This window comes from Hydrogenophaga crocea (assembly GCF_011388215.1).
GTDB classification, from domain to species: Bacteria; Pseudomonadota; Gammaproteobacteria; order Burkholderiales; family Burkholderiaceae_C; genus Hydrogenophaga; species Hydrogenophaga crocea.
In genome coordinates this window covers 3,587,004-3,604,391 of sequence record NZ_CP049989.1, presented here as the reverse complement: position 1 = coordinate 3,604,391, position 17,388 = coordinate 3,587,004, and the positions used below count along the sequence as shown (strand labels likewise).

15 protein-coding genes and 1 pseudogene are annotated in these 17,388 nt (G+C 69.9%); 6 read left to right on the top strand and 10 right to left on the bottom strand.

The genetic code is table 11. The features are described 5' to 3' along the window. The first annotated feature begins 4 nt into the window (after nucleotides 1-4). Complete coding sequence (locus tag G9Q37_RS17040) at nucleotides 5-904, top strand: alpha/beta hydrolase (protein WP_166229042.1); 900 nt, start codon at nucleotides 5-7, stop codon at nucleotides 902-904. Here the strand turns inward: G9Q37_RS17040 and G9Q37_RS17035 are convergent. Next, nucleotides 816-1,988: an MFS transporter gene (locus G9Q37_RS17035; RefSeq protein ID WP_166229040.1), complete on the bottom strand. Its 1,173-nt coding sequence runs from the start codon at nucleotides 1,986-1,988 to the stop codon at nucleotides 816-818. The genes G9Q37_RS17040 and G9Q37_RS17035 overlap by 89 nt on opposite strands. 101 nt (nucleotides 1,989-2,089) lie before the next feature. On the opposite strand from G9Q37_RS17035, the gene G9Q37_RS21955 reads away from it, so the two are divergent. Beyond that, the gene (locus tag G9Q37_RS21955; RefSeq protein ID WP_166229038.1) at nucleotides 2,090-3,655 is read left to right on the top strand and encodes a methyl-accepting chemotaxis protein; all 1,566 of its coding nucleotides are present in this window, start codon (nucleotides 2,090-2,092) and stop codon (nucleotides 3,653-3,655) included. 10 nt (nucleotides 3,656-3,665) lie between these two features. On the opposite strand, the gene G9Q37_RS17025 is transcribed toward G9Q37_RS21955, so the two are convergent. Both G9Q37_RS17025 and G9Q37_RS17020 read right to left on the bottom strand, forming a co-directional pair. Beyond that, the gene (locus tag G9Q37_RS17025; RefSeq protein ID WP_166229036.1) at nucleotides 3,666-4,370 is read right to left on the bottom strand and encodes a 16S rRNA (uracil(1498)-N(3))-methyltransferase; all 705 of its coding nucleotides are present in this window, start codon (nucleotides 4,368-4,370) and stop codon (nucleotides 3,666-3,668) included. Next, nucleotides 4,370-5,461, bottom strand: a complete 1,092-nt coding sequence (locus G9Q37_RS17020; RefSeq protein ID WP_166231429.1) for an aminoglycoside phosphotransferase family protein — start codon at nucleotides 5,459-5,461, stop codon at nucleotides 4,370-4,372. Before G9Q37_RS17020 ends, G9Q37_RS17025 begins: the two co-directional genes overlap by 1 nt. A 131-nt stretch (nucleotides 5,462-5,592) precedes the next feature. Between G9Q37_RS17020 and G9Q37_RS17015 the strand changes: the two genes are divergently transcribed. Genes G9Q37_RS17015 through rsmA form a run of 3 tightly spaced genes read left to right on the top strand, consistent with a single transcriptional unit; the run spans nucleotide 5,593 to nucleotide 10,122 of the window. After that, complete coding sequence (locus G9Q37_RS17015) at nucleotides 5,593-7,995, top strand: LPS-assembly protein LptD (protein ID WP_166229034.1); 2,403 nt, start codon at nucleotides 5,593-5,595, stop codon at nucleotides 7,993-7,995. Further along, nucleotides 7,988-9,364 carry a peptidylprolyl isomerase gene (locus tag G9Q37_RS17010; RefSeq protein ID WP_166229032.1) on the top strand — a complete coding sequence of 459 codons (1,377 nt, stop codon included), beginning with the start codon at nucleotides 7,988-7,990 and terminating at the stop codon, nucleotides 9,362-9,364. The genes G9Q37_RS17015 and G9Q37_RS17010 overlap by 8 nt, the downstream gene beginning before the upstream one ends. Continuing rightward, nucleotides 9,361-10,122: a 16S rRNA (adenine(1518)-N(6)/adenine(1519)-N(6))-dimethyltransferase RsmA gene (gene rsmA / locus G9Q37_RS17005; protein ID WP_166229030.1), complete on the top strand. Its 762-nt coding sequence runs from the start codon at nucleotides 9,361-9,363 to the stop codon at nucleotides 10,120-10,122. Before G9Q37_RS17010 ends, rsmA begins: the two co-directional genes overlap by 4 nt. A gap of 198 nt (nucleotides 10,123-10,320) precedes the next feature. Here the strand turns inward: rsmA and G9Q37_RS17000 are convergent. From G9Q37_RS17000 to bfr, 5 genes and pseudogenes are all read right to left on the bottom strand, one after another. Then, nucleotides 10,321-10,716, bottom strand: a pseudogene (locus G9Q37_RS17000) (barstar family protein); the annotation flags it as partial. A gap of 53 nt (nucleotides 10,717-10,769) precedes the next feature. Beyond that, nucleotides 10,770-11,201, bottom strand: a complete 432-nt coding sequence (locus G9Q37_RS16995) for a guanyl-specific ribonuclease (RefSeq protein ID WP_166229026.1) — start codon at nucleotides 11,199-11,201, stop codon at nucleotides 10,770-10,772. Between the two features lie 180 nt (nucleotides 11,202-11,381). Continuing rightward, nucleotides 11,382-13,709 carry an NADP-dependent malic enzyme gene (locus G9Q37_RS16990; protein WP_166229024.1) on the bottom strand — a complete coding sequence of 776 codons (2,328 nt, stop codon included), beginning with the start codon at nucleotides 13,707-13,709 and terminating at the stop codon, nucleotides 11,382-11,384. A gap of 157 nt (nucleotides 13,710-13,866) precedes the next feature. After that, on the bottom strand, nucleotides 13,867-14,091 hold the full coding sequence (locus tag G9Q37_RS16985) for a (2Fe-2S)-binding protein (protein WP_166229022.1): 225 nt from the start codon (nucleotides 14,089-14,091) through the stop codon (nucleotides 13,867-13,869). A gap of 102 nt (nucleotides 14,092-14,193) precedes the next feature. Beyond that, a complete protein-coding gene (bfr, locus tag G9Q37_RS16980; protein WP_166229020.1) occupies nucleotides 14,194-14,670 on the bottom strand; it encodes a bacterioferritin in 477 nt (158 codons plus the stop codon). Nucleotides 14,671-14,795: 125 nt separating this feature from the next. On the opposite strand from bfr, the gene G9Q37_RS16975 reads away from it, so the two are divergent. Then, complete coding sequence (locus G9Q37_RS16975) at nucleotides 14,796-15,101, top strand: hypothetical protein (RefSeq protein ID WP_166229019.1); 306 nt, start codon at nucleotides 14,796-14,798, stop codon at nucleotides 15,099-15,101. A gap of 3 nt (nucleotides 15,102-15,104) precedes the next feature. Here the strand turns inward: G9Q37_RS16975 and G9Q37_RS16970 are convergent, their stop codons facing one another. Together G9Q37_RS16970 and G9Q37_RS16965 are read right to left on the bottom strand one after the other, a co-directional pair. Then, nucleotides 15,105-16,502 carry an aminopeptidase P N-terminal domain-containing protein gene (locus tag G9Q37_RS16970; protein WP_166229017.1) on the bottom strand — a complete coding sequence of 466 codons (1,398 nt, stop codon included), beginning with the start codon at nucleotides 16,500-16,502 and terminating at the stop codon, nucleotides 15,105-15,107. 16 nt (nucleotides 16,503-16,518) lie between these two features. Further along, complete coding sequence (locus tag G9Q37_RS16965; RefSeq protein WP_166229015.1) at nucleotides 16,519-17,244, bottom strand: nucleotidyltransferase family protein; 726 nt, start codon at nucleotides 17,242-17,244, stop codon at nucleotides 16,519-16,521. Nucleotides 17,245-17,388 lie beyond the last annotated feature (144 nt).

Below are 17,388 nucleotides of genomic sequence, written 5' to 3'. Positions count from 1 at the left end.
CTCCATGACCGACACCACCCAGGCCCCCTTCACCGCGCGCGACGGCTACAACCTCGCGCTCTACGACTGGCCCCTGTCTTCGCGCGCGCAGCCGCGCGGCGTGGTGCTGATCGTGCACGGCCTGGGTGAACACGCCTGGCGCTACAACGAGCTCGCGCAGCAGCTCAACGACTGGGGCTTCTTCGTGCGCGCCTACGACCAGCGCGGCCACGGCGACTCGGGCGGCGAGCCTGGCGTGCTGCCCGAGGACGACACGCTGCTCGACGACCTGTTCGAGGTGGTGGACGACACGCGGCGGCGCCTGGCCGAGCGCTGGAACTGCCCGCTGATCCTGCTCGGCCACAGCATGGGCGGGCTGGTGGCCTCGGCCTTCGTGCAGCGCGCCCTGGCCCCGGTCGACCTGCTGGTGCTGTCCTCACCCGCGCTCGACACCGGGCTCTCGGGCCTCAAGCGCGGCCTGATCGGGCTGATGATGCGCATCGCGCCCGACAAGCCGCTGGGCAATGGCCTGGACCCGGACAAGATCTCGCACGACCCCAAGGTGGTCGAGGCCTACCGCCGCGACCGCCGCGTGCACGACCGCATCAGCGCGCGGCTGGCGCGCTTCATCGACGAGAACGGGCCGCTCGTGGTGCGCGCCGCACCGCGCTGGACCGTGCCCACGCTGCTCATGTACGCGGGCGACGACCGCCTGGTGAGCCCCGCGGGCAGCGAGGCCTTCGCGGCGGCCGCCCCCGCCCAGGTGGTGCACGCGCGCCGCTTCGACGGCCTGTACCACGAGATCTTCAACGAGGTGGGCAAGGCCCCGGTGCTGTCTACCCTGCGCGCCTGGCTTCAGGTGCACGCGCCAGCCACCACAGCGCCGCGCCCAGCAGCGCCAGGGGCAGCAGCGACCCCAGGTTGAGCCAGGTCCAGCCCCGGGTGGTCACGAGCGCCCCCGAGGCGAAGGACGTGAAGGCCATGGTTGCGAACACGCCGAAGTTGATCGCCGCCTGCGCGCGGTCTTTCTCCTCGGGCCGCCAGGCCTTCAGCGCCAGCGTGGTGCTGCCGGTGAACAGGAAATTCCAGCCCACGCCGAGCAGGAACAGCGCCGCCAGGAACTGGTGCAGGTTCACGCCCGAAAGCGCGATGCCCACGCAGGCCAGGTTGAGCGCCACGCCCACGCCCATCACCGGGAGCGCGCCGAAGCGGCGGATCAGGTGGCCGGTGAAGAAGCCCGGCGCGAACATGCCGATCACGTGCCATTCGAGCACCAGGGCCACGTCTTCGAAGGGCAGGCCGCAGACCTGCATGGCCAGCGGCGTGGCGGCCATGAGCAGGTTCATCACGCCGTAGCCCAGCGCGGCACCCAGCGCGGCCACGATGAACACCGGCTGCCGCGCGATCACCGACAGGGGCCGGCCGCTGTCGCCGGCGCTGCCGCGCGGCGGCGGCGGTGGAAAGCGCAGCAAGGCCATCACGCCCATGGACAGCACGGCCAGCACCGCGAGCGCGAGGTAGGCGCCCGCGAACGGCGCCGCGGTGAGCGCGCGCGTGTGCACCGCGAGGTTGGGCCCCAGCACCGCGCCGACCAGGCCCCCCGCGAGCACCAGCGACACCGCCTTTTCGCGGTCGGGCGGCGCGGCGAGCTCGGCCGCCGCGAAGCGGTAGAGCTGGCCGTTGGCGCTGTAGAAGCCCGCCACCAGCGTGCCCGCCACCAGCAGCCAGAAGCTGCCGACGAACACCGCTGCGGCGCAGACCAGCGAGGACAGCAGGGCCACCAGCAGGCCGAGCTGGAACGAGCCCTGGCGCCCCAGCCGCTGCTGCGCACGCGCCACCAGCGGCGTGCTCAGCGCCCCGCCCACCACGTAGCCCATCACCGGCAGCGTGGCCATCCAGCCCAGCGGCGCCAGCGACAGCCCGACCAGGCCGTTGATGGTGATGAAGACCACGTTGTTGGTCAGGAACAGGCCTTGCGCGGCGGCAAGCAGCCAGAGGTTTTTATTCATAAGTGGGCGTTTATACAGAACAAGTCCGCCCTCAAGACGGCCGGGGATCATCCGAAATTGACGCATCGCAGCACGCCGCTGCCCACCGCTCTGGAGATTCGATGAACTGGCTTTCCCGCATTTCCGTGCGCGCCAAGCTCGCGCTGCTGCTGGCGCTGTGCGCGCTGGGTATCGTCACCGTGGCCGTGTCGGCCCAGATCAGCCTGGACCGCGCCGTGGACGCGAGCCAGCGGCTGGTACGGGTCGAGGTGGCCGCCCTGCGCGCGCTCGGCGAGGTGCGCGCCGACGTCGGCAACATGCGCCGCTTCGAGAAGGACCTCTTCCTCAACATGGCCAACGAAGACGACCTGCAGCGCTACCACGGCACCTGGTCGAAACAGGTGGCCACGGGCCTCGAGCGCCTGCAGGCCCTGCGCCCCGCCCTGCAGGCGCCGGAGCAGGCCGCGCTCGACCGCATGGCCGCCGGGCTCGCGAAGTACCGCGACGCGGTCAACGCCATCCACCAGGCGATTGGCCGCGGCGAGATCAACGACCCCTGGCGCGCCAACCAGGCCATGGAGCCGGCCAAGGCGGACGTGCGCGCCGCCGACGCGGCCTTCAACGAGATCAGCGACGCCGTGGGCGCGCGCGTGGACGCCATGGTGGACGGGCTCGGGGCGCTGCAGCGCCGCGCCATGTGGGTCACGGGCGTGGCCGCGCTGGCCGTGCTGGTGCTGGCCCTGGGCCTGGGCGTGGTGGTGAGCGGGCGCATCACGCGGCCGCTGGACGAGGCCGCACGGGCGATCGAGCGCGTGGCCTCGGGCGACCTGAGCGCGCGCGTGCACAGCGTGGGGCGCGACGAGACCGCGCGTGTGCTCGCGGGCATCCAGCGCATGCAGGACGGCCTGGCGCGCATCGTGGGCGACATCCGCCTCGGGGTGGACAGCATCGGCACCGCGAGCAGCGAGATCGCCAGCGGCAACCAGGACCTGAGCGCGCGCACCGAGCAGACGGCGTCGAACCTGCAGGAGACGGCGGCCAGCATGGAGCAGCTCACGAGCACGGTGCGCAACAGCGCCGACGCGGCGCGCCAGGCGAACCAGCTGGCGGCCTCGGCCGCGGAGATCGCCCAGCGCGGCGGCTCGGTGGTCTCGCAGGTGGTCACGACCATGGACGAGATCAACAGCGCGTCCAAGAAGATCAACGACATCATCGGCGTGATCGATGGCATCGCGTTCCAGACCAACATCCTCGCGCTCAACGCGGCGGTGGAAGCGGCGCGTGCCGGTGAACAGGGCCGTGGCTTCGCGGTGGTGGCCGGCGAGGTGCGCAACCTCGCGCAGCGCAGCGCCGAGGCGGCCAAGGAGATCAAGGGCCTGATCGGGGCGAGCGTGGAGAAGGTGGAGACCGGCAGCCAGCTGGTGGCCGACGCGGGCCAGACCATGGGCGAGATCGTGGCCTCGGTGCAGCGGGTGACGGACATCATCGGCGAGATCACGGCCGCGGCCGGCGAGCAGAGCGACGGCATCGGCCAGGTCAACGTGGCGGTGAGCCAGCTCGACCAGATGACGCAGCAGAACGCGGCGCTGGTGGAAGAGAGCGCGGCCGCCGCGCAAAGCCTCAAGGACCAGGCGGGCCGGCTGCGCGAGACCGTGGCGGTGTTCCAGCTCGCAGCGCAGCCCGCCTGAGCGGGCCCGCTCAGCCCAGCGCGAGCGTGAGGGCCGCGATCGCCGCGGTCTCGGCGCGCAGCACGCGCGCGCCCAGGGCCACGGGCGCGAAACCCGCCGCGCGCGCCTGCGCGTCTTCGGCCGCCGACAGCCCGCCTTCGGGGCCGATCAGCACCGTCAGGGCCTCGTCGCCGGCCAGGGCCTCGCGCGCGGGGACGGCGCCCTCGGCCAGCGAGAGCACGGTGCGCCGGCCCGTGGCCTCGCGCAGGAACGTGCCCAGGTCGCGCACCGCGTCCACCACCGGCACGCGGTTGCGGCCGCACTGCTCGCACGCGGCCTGGGCAATGGCCTGCCAGTGCGCCTGCTTCTTCTGGGCGCGCTCGCCGCTCAGGCGCAGCACGCCGTGCTGGGTGTGCAGCGGCACCAGGCGGGCCACGCCGAGCTCGGTGGCCTTCTCCACCAGCCAGTCCATGCGCTCGTTGGCCGGCATGCCGATGGCCAGCGTGACCGCGCGCGCGGCCTCGCGCTCGACGGCCTCGTGCGACTGCACCTGCACCACCACCTCGCTGCGGCCCATGCGCCGCACCGTGGCCTGCCACTGGCCGCCCCGGCCGTTGAACAGCGTGATGGTGTCGCCCGGCTGCGCGCGCAGCACCTGCACGTGGCGCGCCGCGCCGGGCGGCAGCGCGAGCTCGGCCCCGGGGCCGAGGGCGGCGTCGCAGAAGAAGCGCGGCATCAGGCGCGTCCGAAGGACCAGCCGCTGGCCGCCTGCAGGCCCTCGACCTCGTCGACCAGGCGCAGCAGCGGCGCGAGCTCGCGGTATCGGTGCGCGGTGGCGCGGATGTAGGCGATGAAGCGCGGCGCGTCGGCCAGGTATTTGGGCTTGCCGTCGCGCAGCGTGAGCCGGGCGAAGATGCCCGCGACCTTGAGGTGGCGCTGCAGGCCCATCCACTCGACCGCGCGGTAGAAGGCGCCGAAGTCGGCGTGCCAGTCTTCGAAGTCCATCAGGCCGAGCTTGCGCGCCTGCTCCCAGTAGCGCACCGTCACGTCGATCACGAAGTCTTCCTCCCAGCTCAGGAAGGCGTCGCGCATGAGGCTGGCGATGTCGTAGGTGACCGGGCCCATGAGCGCGTCCTGGAAGTCGAGCACGCCGACCTGGGTGGCTGGCGTATCGCCGCGCTCGCGCAGCACCATGAGGTTGCGCGGCATGAAGTCGCGGTGCACGTAGACCGTGGGCATGGCGAGCACGCGCTGCACGATCAGGTCGAAGGTTTTCTGCAAGGTCTGTTGCTGGCTGTTGCTCAGCGCCAGGCCCTTGTGCTGCGTGAGGTACCAGTCGGGAAAGAGCTGCAGCTCGCGGCGCAGCACCGCCTCGTCGTAGGGCGGCAGCACGCCCGGGCGGCTGGCCTGCTGCCAGGGCAGCAGCGCGGCGAGCGCGTCGCGGTACAGGTCGGCGTTGGCCTGCGGGCGCTCGGGGTCGATCACGTCGAGCAGGGTCTGCGTGCCGAGGTCGTCGAGCAGCATGAAGCCCAGCGGCGCGTCCCAGGCCAGCACCTGCGGCACGCGCAGGCCGGCGTCGCGCATGAGGCCGGCGATGCGCACGAAGGGCTCGCTGTTTTCCTTGTCGGGCGGCGCGTCCATCACGATCGCGCTGCCGCCGTCGTGCGTGTCCAGGCGCAGGTAGCGGCGAAAGCTCGCATCGGCCGAGGCCGGGCGCAGGCTGTCGGGGCGCAGGCGGTGCTGCGTGGCCAGCGGAGCCAGCCAGGCGTGGAAAGCCGCCTCGCGCTGCGGGTCGGCCCACGCGACGGTCGTCGGTGACGGGGTCATGGTGGGGGTGGGCTGGGGGTGCGCGTGCGGGCCGCCGGGGCCTTGGCGCAGGGGGGCCATGGAATAATCCGGCGCATTCTACAAACGCCCCTTCGACGCAGTGCGCGGCCCGCCCGCCGCCGGGCCCGACCTTGAAACGCCGACCGACCCCTTCCCGCCCCGCGCCCCGCCTTGCGCTCGCCCCCCTGGCCGCGGCCGTGGTGGGCGGCCTCACGGCACTGGCGGCGCAGGCCCAGTCCGAAGGCCTGGCACTGCGGCCCAGCCTGCGGCTGCAGGAGAACCTGCCCGCCGAGGCACAGAAGGGCGCATCGGCCTTCGTGTCGGGCCAGCGCATCGAGGGCAAGACCGGCGGCGTCACCACCATCGAAGGCGAGGCCGAGGTGCGCCGCCACGACATGGTGATCCGTGCCGATCGCCTGACCTACGACGAGAACACGGGCGAGGCCACGGCCCAGGGCAACGTGCTCATCAACCGCAACGGCGACCGCTACAGCGGCCCCTCGCTGCGGCTCAACGCCGACACCTTCATCGGCAGCTTCGAGCAGCCCCAGTTCGAGATCCTGCGCTCGGGCGGCCGCGGCGACGCGGCGCGGCTGGACTTCCTGGGCGAAGACAAGGCCAGCGCCCACCAGGCCCGTTACAGCACCTGCCCGCGCGTGCCCGGCGCCGACTGGATGCCCGACTGGCTGGTGCGCGCCAAACGCATCGACTTCGACAACGTGGAGCAGACCGGCGCCGCCACCAACGGCGTGCTCGAGTTCAAGGGCGTGCCCATCCTGGGCGCGCCCTACTTCACCTTTCCGCTCACGGACGAACGCAAGTCGGGCCTGCTGCCGCCATCCATCAACCTCGACAGCCTGAGCGGCTTCGAGTACACGCAGCCCTACTACCTCAACCTCGCGCCGAACTACGACCTCACCCTGTACCCCACGGTGATGACCAAGCGCGGCATCGACCTCGGGGGCGAGTTCCGCTACCTGCGGCCCGACTACAGCGGCCGGCTGCGCGGCTCCTTCATGCCCTCGGACCGGCTGCGCAACGACGACCGCTGGGGCTACACCTTCCAGCACAACCAGACCCTCACCGACGCGATCAACCGCCTCGGCGGCGGCGGCAGCACGGCGCTCAACCTCAACATCAACCGCGTCAGCGACGACAACTACTGGCGCGACTTCCCGCGCTCGGGCGCCACGCTCACGCAGCGCCTGCTGCCCGCCGACGCGCAGGTGAGCTGGACGCAGGGGCCCTGGTCGCTGGTCGCCGGGGCCTACACCTGGCAGACCCTGCAGGACATCGACGCGCCCATCATCCCGCCCTACGACCGCGTGCCCGCGCTGTCGCTGTCCTACCAGCGGGGCGACCTGGGCTGGGGCATTCCGGGCGACACGCAGCTGCTGCTGTCGGGCGGCTACACGCGCTTCGAGTCGAACCCCTTGCTCACGGGCCAGCCCAATGGCGAACGCGCGCTTGCCATCGCCCAGTTCAGCCACCGCTGGCAGGCGCCGGGCTGGTTCGTGGAGCCGCGTGCGCGCCTGCACGCCACGCAGTACCGCTACGACAGCGCACTGGCCAATGGCCAGACCAGCGCGTCTCGTGCCCTGCCGACCCTGAGCCTGGACAGCGGCCTGGTGTTCGAGCGCGACGCGAGCTACTTCGGCCGCGCCTTCACGCAGACGCTGGAGCCGCGTGCCTACTTCACCTGGACGCCCTACCGCGACCAGAGCCTGCTGCCCAACTACGACTCGGCCGCGACCGACTTCAACTTCGCGACCATCTACTCGGACAACGTCTTCACGGGCAACGACCGCATCTCCGACACGCGTGCGCTCACGCTGGGCGTGAGTTCGCGCCTGCTCGACCCGCGCACCGGCGCCGAGATCGTGCGCCTGGGCATCGCACAGCGCTACCTGCTGCGCGACCAGGACGTGACCCTGCCCAACGCAGCCGGCCTGCCCGGCGGCGACCCGGTCACCGAGCGGTTCAGCGACGTGCTGATCGGCGCGCGCGTGCAGTGGAGCCCGCGCTGGCTGTTCGACACGAACTTCCAGTACAACCCCACGAGCCAGGAGTCGGTGCGCACCACGCTGAGCGCGCGCTACATGCCCGGCCCCTTCCGCACGCTGAGCGCTGCGTGGCGTTTCCAGCGTGGCAACTCCGAGCAGCTCGACCTCGGCTGGCAATGGCCGCTCAGCGGCCTGTTCGGCGCCGCGCCCGCTGCCGTGCCCGGCCGTGCGCTGGGCGAAGGCCAGTGGTACAGCGTGGGCCGCATCAACTACAGCGTGCCCGACCGCAAGATCGTCGATCTGGTCGCCGGCTTTGAGTACGATGCCGGCTGCTGGATCGGGCGCATCGTGCTCGAGCGGCTGCAGCGCAGCGCGGCTTCCGCGAACCAGCGCATCCTGTTCCAGCTCGAATTCACGGGCTTCTCGCGCATCGGCTCCAACCCGTTGCAGACCCTCAGGGACAACGTGCCGCGCTACCAGTACCTGCGCGAAGAAATCACCCCGCCGAGCCGCTTCGAACGCCATGACTGACCGCTTCCTGCTCTCCTCCCTGGCCCTGGCGGTCGCGCTGTCGGCCCTGCCCGCCTCGGCGCAAACCGCCTTCCCCACGCCGCGAACGCCCAGCCTGAGCCTGCCCGCGGGCACGGGCAGCGCCAGCAGCAACCGCACGGCCGACTTCATCGTTGCGCTGGTCAATTCCGAACCGATCACCAACCACGACGTGCGCCAGCGCCTGCGCCAGGTCGAGCAGAACATCGCGCAGCGCAACATCGCCAACGCGCCGCCGCGCGCCGAGCTCGCGCGGCAAGTGCTCGAGCAGCTCATCAACGAACGCGCGCAGATCCAGTTCGCCACCGAATCCGGCGTGCGCGTGAGCGAGAGCGACATCGACCAGACCGAGCAGAACATCGCGGCGCAAAACCAGCTCGGCCGCGAAGAGTTCCGCCGCCGCCTGGCCAGCGAAGGCATCGAGCTCAACCGCTTCCGCGCCGAGCTGCGCCAGCAGATGCTGCTGCAACGCGTGCGCGAGCGCGAGGTCGATTCGCGGCTGCGCGTGAGCGACGCCGACGTCGACGACTACCTCCGCGAGCAGCAGAACGGCAACGACATCACCAGCCTCGAGCTCAACCTCAGCCATGTGCTCGTGAGCGTGCCCGAGAACGCCAGCGAAGCCCAGGTGGCCGAGCGCCAGGCACGGGCCCAGCGCGTGGCCGACCGCGCGCGCGCGGGCGAGGACTTCGCCACCCTGGCGCGCGAGTTCTCCGACGCGCCGGAGCGCGTCAACGGCGGCCAGTTCGGCTGGCGCCAGGCCACGCGCTTGCCCGATCTGTTCGTGAATTCCACGCGCGCGCTCGCGCCCGGCGCGATCGCCGGGCCGGTGCGCAGCCTCGCGGGCTTTCACGTGCTCAAGCTCAACGACAAACGCGGCGGCGGCCTGCCCGACATGACGGTCACACAGACCCGCGTGAGCCACATCCTGCTGCGGCCCGGGCCGCAGCTCACGCAGCAGGCCGCCCAGGCGCGCCTGAACGAATTCCGCCAGCGCATCGCGTCGGGGCAGGCCAGCTTCGAGGCGTTGGCGCGCGAGAACAGCCAGGACGGCTCGGCCGCGGGCGGTGGCGCGCTCGGCTGGGCCTCCCCGGGCATGTTCGTGCCCGAATTCGAGCAGGCCATGAACGGCCTGCAGCCGGGCCAGGTGTCTGAGCCGGTGGTGTCGCGCTTCGGCGTGCACCTGATCCGCGTGGACGAGCGCCGCACCGTGCCGCTCGACGAGCGCGAGCGTCGCGAGCGGGTGCGTGGCGTGGTGCGCGAGCAAAAGCTCGAAGAAGCCCTGGCCCTGTGGGCCCGCGACGTGCGCGCGCGCGCCTACGTCGAGATCCGCGAAGAACCGCAGCTGTGAAGCACATCGCGCGCAAGCGCTTCGGACAGCACTTCCTGACCGACACCGGCGTCATCGACGCCATCGTGCGCGCCATCGATCCGCGGCCCGGCCAGGTCATGGTCGAAATCGGCCCGGGCCTGGCCGCGCTCACGCAGCCGCTGGTGGAGCGCTTGGGCCGCCTGCGCGTGATCGAACTCGACCGCGACCTGGCCGCGCGCCTGCGCGGCCACGGCCAGCTCGACGTCACCGAGGCCGACGTGCTCACGGTGGATTTCTCGGCCCTGCCGGGCGCGGCGCCGGGCGCGCTGCGCGTGGTGGGCAACCTGCCCTACAACATCTCCACGCCCATTCTTTTTCACCTGCTCGCCCACGTGGCCGTGGTGCAGGACCAGCACTTCATGCTGCAGAAAGAGGTGATCGACCGCATGGTGGCCGCGCCCGCCACGGCCGACTACGGGCGCCTGTCGGTGATGCTGCAGTGGCGCTACGCGATGGAGAACGTGCTGTTCGTGCCGCCCGGGTCCTTCGACCCGCCGCCCCGCGTCGACAGCGCGGTGGTGCGTATGGCCCCGCTGGCCGATCCGCCGCGGATCGACGTGGCCCACTTCAGCGCGCTGGTGCAGACCGCGTTCAGTCAGCGCCGCAAGATCCTGCGCCACACGCTGGGCCAGTGGCTGGAGGCGCGCAATGCTTCGGGCGACTTCGATCTGCAGCGCCGTGCGGAAGAGGTCGCTGTGAGCGAGTACGTCAGCCTGGCGCTGCGAACGCAGGCATGAAAAAGCCCCGACGGGTGTCGGGGCTCATCCGGTGGCGGGGCGCGGGGCCGCTCAGGCTGCCGCGAGCCAGTAGCCGGCGTTGAAGGGGCTGCTCATGCGCAGCGCCTGCGGGCTCACGTCGAGGATCTTGTCGGTGGGCATGGGCTCTTCGCTCTGCACCTCGATCGGCTCTTCGCCCTTGGGCGTGCGGGCCACCGAGAACGAATAGAAGCAGCGGAACGGCACCTTGCGGTCGCTCCAGTACTCGGCGGTGTCGCGGAAGATGTCGAGCAGTTGCTCGCGCGCTTCCTTGTCGAACTTGCTGTGCGCCGGGATGTGCTCGAGCACGACGATGAAGCCGGTTTGCGGGCCCGACTTGTGGACCATGTCGGTCATGCAGTCGTAGAGCGCGTCGAAGTTCTTGCCGAAGTGCGGCGGCAACGTGTACTGGGCGGCGATCAGCTCGAGCACGTCCTGCTTGCTCTGGGCCTTGGCCAGGTTGGCGTAGAGGAAGTGGTGACCCAGTTGCTCCGCGGCCGCTTGCAGGTCTTTCACGCCGAAGGCGCGAATCGACTGAACGATGTTGGGTCGCACATTACGAAGTGGCGTGTCCATCTCCGCGTCTCTTTCCACAGTCAAAGTTGAATAACCGAACGCTCTTGTGAGGCTCACTGCACGATGCGGCGAAAGCTCGCGTAGTGGTCCTCGGTGTAGTAACAGGCATCAGGCACCCTGGGTTGCTCACCACCGCACACGATCCGCCTGGCCCCCCGGTGGCCTAGGCCTGGGGTGGGCACGGTGTATTCACGGTAGTAGCCACGCTTTTGACGGGGCAGCAGGCCTTCGCGGTTGAAAAAGACGGTGCCGTCCTTTTCGTAGCGGAAGGGGCCTCCTGCCGAGATCTGGCCCATGACTTGCTGACCCTGAACAGGCAGGGCCGTGACCGACACGGCCGCCGTGGTGGCAGGAAGGGCCGATGGGTCGGGCCCGCGCGCCTGCACCAGAATGGTGCCTGTTGCGCTGACCGCGGCGGCAACCACTGCCGCCAGCAACCCGGCTTTCCCTTTGCCCCAACGCTGGCGAATCCGCCGCAAATCCATGAGCTTGGATGGCTCCTGATGCGGGTTAACCCATGTCCGTGACGCTGGGGTTAACCCTCAAATACAAGCGCGGGAGTGTGCCCTAACCCGGGTCAAAAAGCAAGCCAATGCCCAAAAAATGGGCACTGGCAAGGGGTGCTGCAGAAGCTGATAAGTTAGCGCCCGCTATGGTGCAAGGCTTCAGCGACCGACGTTTGCGTCGGCGACGGTGAGGGCCGTCATGTTGACGATGCGGCGCACCGTGGCGCTGGGCGTGAGGATGTGCACCGGCTGGGCGGCGCCCAGGAGCACGGGGCCGATGGCGATGTTGCCGCCCGCCGCCGTCTTGAGCAGGTTGTAGGCGATGTTGGCGGCGTCGATGTTGGGCAGCACCAGCAGGTTGGCCGCGCCCTTGAGGGTGGAATTGGGCATGAGGCGGTGGCGGGCCTCGGCGTCCAGCGCCACGTCGCCGTGCATCTCGCCGTCGACCTCCAGCCAGGGCGCCTGCTCGCGCAGCAGCTCCAGGGTGCGGCGCATCTTGACGGCCGAGCCCTCGTTGGAGGAGCCGAAGTTGGAGTGCGACAGCAGCGCGGCCTTGGGCTGGATGCCGAAGCGCAGCATTTCCTCGGCGGCCATCACGGTGATCTCACACAGCTCCTCTGCCGTCGGGTCGACGTTGACGTGCGTGTCGACCAGGAAGACCTGGCGGTTGGGCAGCATCAGGCCATTCATGCACGCGTAGATGCGCACGTCCTGGGCGGTGCTGGGGCTGCCGCCGGCGCGCTTGCCGATGACCTGGTCGATGTACTGCAGGTGGCCCTGGGTGCTGCCCCAGGTGCCGCAGATGAGGCCGTCGACCTCGTTCTTGTGTAGCAGCATGGCGCCGATGAGGGTCAGGCGGCGGCGCATCTCGATCTTGGCGAGCTGCTGCGTGACGCCTTTGCGCTCGGTCATGCGGTGGTAGGTCTGCCAGAAGTCGCGGTAGCGGTCGTCCTGTTCGACGTTGACCACGTCGTAGTCGAGGTCCTGCTTGAGGCGCAGACCGAACTTCTCGATGCGCTGGGCGATGATGGCCGGGCGGCCGATCAGGGTGGGGCGCGCCAGGCCCTCGTCGACCACGATCTGGCAGGCGCGCAGCACGCGTTCCTCTTCGCCTTCCGAATAGGCCACGCGCTTGCGCGTGGCCAGCTTGGCGGCCGTGAAGATGGGCTTCATCACGGTGCCCGAGGCGAATACGAAGCCTTGCAGCTTTTCGCGGTAGGCGGCCATGTCGGCGATCGGACGCAGGGCCACGCCGCTGTCGGCCGCGGCCTGGGCCACCGCGGGCGCGATCTTCATCATCAGCCGCGGGTCGAAGGGCTTGGGGATCAGGTACTCGGGGCCGAAGGCGAGCTTCTCACCCGCGTAGGCGGCGGCCACCACCTCGCTCTGCTCGGCCTGCGCGAGCTCGGCGATGGCGTGCACCGCGGCGATCTCCATCTCGTCGGTGATGGTGGTGGCGCCCGAGTCGAGCGCGCCGCGGAAGATGTAGGGGAAGCACAGGACGTTGTTGACCTGGTTCGGGTAGTCGGTGCGGCCGGTGGCCATGATGGCGTCGTCGCGCACGGCCCTGACCTCTTCGGGCAGGATCTCGGGCGTGGGGTTGGCCAGCGCCATGATCAGCGGCTGCCTGGCCATGGACTTGACCATCTCGGGCTTGAGCACGCCGCCGGCCGACAGGCCCAGGAAGATGTCGGCGCCTGCAATGACATCGGCGAGCTTGCGCGCGTCGGTCTTCTGGGCGAACTGCACCTTGTCCTCGTCCATGAGTTCGGTGCGGCCCTGGTAGACCACGCCCGCGAGGTCGGTCACCCAGATGTTCTCGCGCGGCAAACCCAGCTTCACGAGCAGGCCCAGGCAGGCCAGCGCCGCGGCGCCCGCGCCCGACGTGACGAGCTTGACCTGCTTGATGTCCTTGCCGACCACCTTCAGGCCGTTGAGGATGGCCGCGCCGACCACGATCGCGGTGCCGTGCTGGTCGTCGTGGAAGACGGGGATCTTCATGCGCTCGCGCAGCTTGCGCTCGACATAGAAGCAGTCGGGGGCCTTGATGTCTTCAAGGTTGATGCCGCCGAACGTGGGTTCGAGCGCGGCGATGATGTCGACCAGCTTGTCCGGGTCTTTCTCGGCGATCTCGATGTCGAAGACGTCGATGCCGGAGAACTTCTTGAACAGCACGCCCTTGCCTTCCATCACCGGCTTGGCGGCCAGCGGGCCGATGTCGCCCAGTCCGAGCACGGCGGTGCCATTGGTGATCACGGCGACGAGGTTGCCGCGCGCGGTGTAGCGGAAGGCGTTGGCCGGATCGGCCACGATCTCTTCACAGGGCGCGGCCACGCCGGGCGAATAGGCCAGCGCCAGGTCGCGCTGGTTCGACAAGGGCTTGGTGGCGGCAATGGCCACTTTGCCGGGCACCGGGCGCTCGTGGTAGTCCAGGGCGGCCTGGCGCAGTTCGGCGCGCTTGTTCTCGGGGCTGTGGGATGCGGTCATGCGTGTCTCCGGCCGTGTTGCTTTCTGCCATGCGAAAGGCGAATTCGCATTCTAAATGTGGCCCTGCGCCCGGACGGCCCATGGCCCAGCGGGCCGATGGGTGTAGGCCTTGTGAGAAAAACAGGGGGAATCGGGGGCCGCGCGCGGCGGCCGGGGCTCAGGCCGTGGCGGCCAGGCGCGCCTGCTCGGGCGTTTGCAACTGCAGGTGGGCGACGGCGTGGCCCGGGGCGCACTCGGTGAACACCTGGCGCGCGCAGCCCTCGCAGCGACCGCATTGCGTGGCCACACCCAGCTCGAGCTGGATGTCGTCGAACGCCATGCCCGAGCGCGCGCATTGGGCGATGGTTTTGTCACTGACGCGGCGGCAGACGCAGACGATCATGGGCTTGAGCGGAATGAAACGCCTGCAAATGATAATGGCTCGTATTCATTGCGCAATGCCCCCAGGGCACCGCCCGACGGGCGGTGCCGCGTCCGATCGCGATCAGCTCACGGAGCCCATCTGGCTCTGCAGGTAGTTCTGCAGGCCGACCTTGCCGATCAGATCGATCTGGGTTTCGAGGAAGTCGATGTGCTCCTCGGTGTCGTCGAGGATGCCTTGCAGGATGTCGCGCGAGACGTAGTCGCGCACGGATTCGCAGTGGGCGATGCCGTCCTTGATGGTGGCCTGGGCACCGCGCTCGAGCTGCAGGTCGCAATTGAGCAGTTCGGGCACGTCTTCGCCGATGTGCAGCTTGCCCAGGTCCTGCAGGTTGGGCAGGCCGTCGAGCATGAAGATGCGGTCCATGAGCTGGTCGGCGTGCTTCATCTCGCCGATCGATTCCTCGTATTCCTTCTTGGCCAGCTTGTCCAGGCCCCAATGCTTGAGCATGCGGTAGTGCAGGAAGTACTGGTTGATGGCCGTCAGCTCGTTCTTGAGCTGGGCTTGCAGGTGTGCAATGACTTTTTCATCGCCTTTCATGGCTGCTCCTTTCGCGGTGAGGGGAGGCGGCATTGTGGGCCGAAGCCCACGGCCGCCGCGGGGTGGCTTGCTTGCAAATAAGAATTGTTCTCATATGATGGTCCCCAGTCACTGCTGGAGCACCCATGAAAACCGATCCGATGCGCCCGTCCGATGAGGAGTACACGCTGCCGCCGACCGAGGCCCTGCTCGCCGGCACGCTCGCGCTCATGACGGGTTGCGCGCAGCACACCGGGCCGGTGCGGCAGCGCGAACTGATGGTGGGCAAGGTCGTGAGCAACCTCACCGAGCTGTCGCAGCACCCGGCCTTGTCGGCACCGATGCGGCTGCTGCTCGGCCGCCTGAGCGCGCGCTGGCTGCTCGAACTCGGCAGCGCGGCGGCGCCGTCGCCGGGCCTCACGCCCATGCCCGAGCACCGCACGCTGCAATGAGCCTCAGCCGCGCATGAGCGCTTCGATCGCGTCGGGGTCCACCGGCACGTCGCGCGTGATCAGTTCGCAGCCGCTTTCCGTGACCACCGCATCGTCCTCGATGCGGATGCCGATGTTCCAGAAGCGCTCGGGCACGCCTTCGGCGGGACGGATGTAGAGCCCGGGCTCGATCGTGAGCACCATGCCCGGCCGCAGCACGCGGCTCGGCCGGTCCTTGATGGTCTCGCCCGACAGCGGGTCCTTGCGCTCGCTCACCTTGCCCACTTCCGAAGGCTCCACGTAACTGCCGCAGTCGTGCACGTCCATGCCCAGCCAGTGGCCGGTGCGGTGCATGTAGAACTGGAAGTAATGGCGGTTGGCGATCACGTCGTCGACCGTGCCCACCTTGGTCTTGTCGAGCAGACCCAGGTCGAGCAGGCCCTGCGACAGCACCCTGACCGTGGCTTCGTGCGGGTCGACAAAGCGCGCGCCGGCCCGCGTGGCCGCCACTGCCGCGTCCTGGCTCGCGAGCACCAGCTCGTACACGGCGCGCTGCGGCCCCGTGAAGCGGCCGTTGGCCGGAAACGTGCGCGTGATGTCGCTCGCGTAGCCGTCGAGCTCACAGCCGGCGTCGATCAGCACCAGCTCGCCGTCGCGGATCGGCGCGGCGTCGGCGCGGTAATGGAGGATGCAGGCGTTCGCCCCTGCGGCGACGATGCTGCCGTAGGCCGGGTACTGCGAGCCGCCCTGGCGGAACTCGTGCAGCAGCTCGGCGTCGAGGTGGTACTCGCGCACGTCCTGGCCCGCGCGCAGCATGGCCGCGCTGCGCTGCATGGCGCGGATGTGGGCGCGCGCGCTGATCTTCGAGGCGCGCCGCATGATGTCGAGTTCGTGCGCGTCCTTCACGAGCCGCATTTCATCGAGCAGCGTGCACAGGTCGCGCTGGGTCTCGGGGCACAGCGCGCCGTAGCGCACACGCGCACGCACCTTCTGCAGCCAGCCGTCGATGCGGCCTTCGAGGCCCGCGTGGGTGGCGAACGGGAACCAGACCACCGCGCGGTTCTCGAGCAGGCGCGGCAGGCGCTGGTCGAGCTCGGTGACCGCGAACGCTTCGTCCACGCCGAGCGCGGCGGGCGCGGCCTCGGGTCCGAGGCGGATGCCGTCCCAGATCTCGCGCTCGAGGTCCTTGGGCTGGCAGAACAGCGTCGTGCGCCCTTCGGCCGTGATCAGCAGCCAGGCCTGGGGTTCGGTGAAGCCGCTCAGGTAATAGAAATAGCTGTCGTGGCGGTAAAGGAAGTCGGTGTCGCGGTTGCGCGGGCGTTCCAGCGCGGTCGGCACGATGGCAATGCCCCCGGGGCCGAGTTGCGAGGCCAGGCGCGCGCGGCGCTCGGCATAAAGGCGGAAATGGGTCGAGGCGTCCATCGCGGCATTCTCCCGTTTATGCATTCAGTTCGGCCAGGCGTTCGGGCGTGCCCACGTCGGTCCAGGGGCCGGTGTAGAGCTCGGCGCTCACGCGGCCCGCGTCCATGGCCCGGCGCAGCAGCGGCGCGAGCGGCTCGGCCGTGCCCTGCGGGTTGCCCGGGTGGATCTCGCACCAGGGCGGCTCGAACAACTCGCGCCGGTACAGCCCGATGGTGCTGTACGTGAAGCGCTCGGCCCCGCCGTTGACGGCCAGCCCGTCGGCGCCGAGTCCGAAATCGCCCCGCGGGTTGTGCGCCGGGTTGGGGACCAGCCACAGATGCGCGAGGCGGTCGCTGCGCGCGAAGCGCTCGAGCGCTGCGGGATCGAAGGGAAAGCCCGGCGCGTACACGTCGCCCGCCACCACCCAGAACCGCGTGTCGAGCAGCGGCAGCGCGCGCGCGATGCCGCCCGCCGTTTCGAGCGCGTAGCCGAAGTCCTCGCCCTCGGCCGAGTAGGCGATGGTCACGGGCCGGCCGGCGCTGCTGTGCGGGCGGGGCCCGAAATGCGCGGGAATCTGCTCGCCGAGCCAGGCGGTGTTGATCACCAGCCGGTCCACGCCCGCATCGGCCAGCGCGTCCACGTGCCAGCGCAGCAAGGAGCGGCCCTTCACCGCGAGCAAGGGCTTGGGCACGCGGTCGGTGAGCGGGCGCATGCGGTTGCCGCGGCCGGCGGCAAGGACGATGGCTTGGGCGGTGGAGACCATGGTTGAAGCCCCCACTGTAGCCGGCGTTGCGCCTCGGCTGTACGCGGTGGCCCCCACCCCGTTGGGTATCGCGAGACCGGGGGACCGGAGCCCAGCCGCTAAAATTCCGGGTTTCTACCCAGGCCGGGCCGTGCACGACGGTCT

Bases quoted from the DNA above. Each gene is read 5' to 3' on its own strand.
- G9Q37_RS16965 (WP_166229015.1), bottom strand. From the start codon at position 17,244: ATGGTCTCCACCGCCCAAGCCATCGTCCTTGCCGCCGGCCGCGGCAAC.
- G9Q37_RS16970 (WP_166229017.1), bottom strand. From the start codon at position 16,502: ATGGACGCCTCGACCCATTTCCGCCTTTATGCCGAGCGCCGCGCGCGC.
- bfr (WP_166229020.1), bottom strand. From the start codon at position 14,670: ATGAAAGGCGATGAAAAAGTCATTGCACACCTGCAAGCCCAGCTCAAG.
- G9Q37_RS17035 (WP_166229040.1), bottom strand. From the start codon at position 1,988: ATGAATAAAAACCTCTGGCTGCTTGCCGCCGCGCAAGGCCTGTTCCTG.
- G9Q37_RS17020 (WP_166231429.1), bottom strand. From the start codon at position 5,461: ATGACCCCGTCACCGACGACCGTCGCGTGGGCCGACCCGCAGCGCGAG.
- G9Q37_RS16985 (WP_166229022.1), bottom strand. From the start codon at position 14,091: ATGATCGTCTGCGTCTGCCGCCGCGTCAGTGACAAAACCATCGCCCAA.
- G9Q37_RS17010 (WP_166229032.1), top strand. From the start codon at position 7,988: ATGACTGACCGCTTCCTGCTCTCCTCCCTGGCCCTGGCGGTCGCGCTG.
- G9Q37_RS16990 (WP_166229024.1), bottom strand. From the start codon at position 13,709: ATGACCGCATCCCACAGCCCCGAGAACAAGCGCGCCGAACTGCGCCAG.
- G9Q37_RS16975 (WP_166229019.1), top strand. From the start codon at position 14,796: ATGAAAACCGATCCGATGCGCCCGTCCGATGAGGAGTACACGCTGCCG.
- G9Q37_RS17025 (WP_166229036.1), bottom strand. From the start codon at position 4,370: ATGCCGCGCTTCTTCTGCGACGCCGCCCTCGGCCCCGGGGCCGAGCTC.
- G9Q37_RS21955 (WP_166229038.1), top strand. From the start codon at position 2,090: ATGAACTGGCTTTCCCGCATTTCCGTGCGCGCCAAGCTCGCGCTGCTG.
- G9Q37_RS16995 (WP_166229026.1), bottom strand. From the start codon at position 11,201: ATGGATTTGCGGCGGATTCGCCAGCGTTGGGGCAAAGGGAAAGCCGGG.
- G9Q37_RS17040 (WP_166229042.1), top strand. From the start codon at position 5: ATGACCGACACCACCCAGGCCCCCTTCACCGCGCGCGACGGCTACAAC.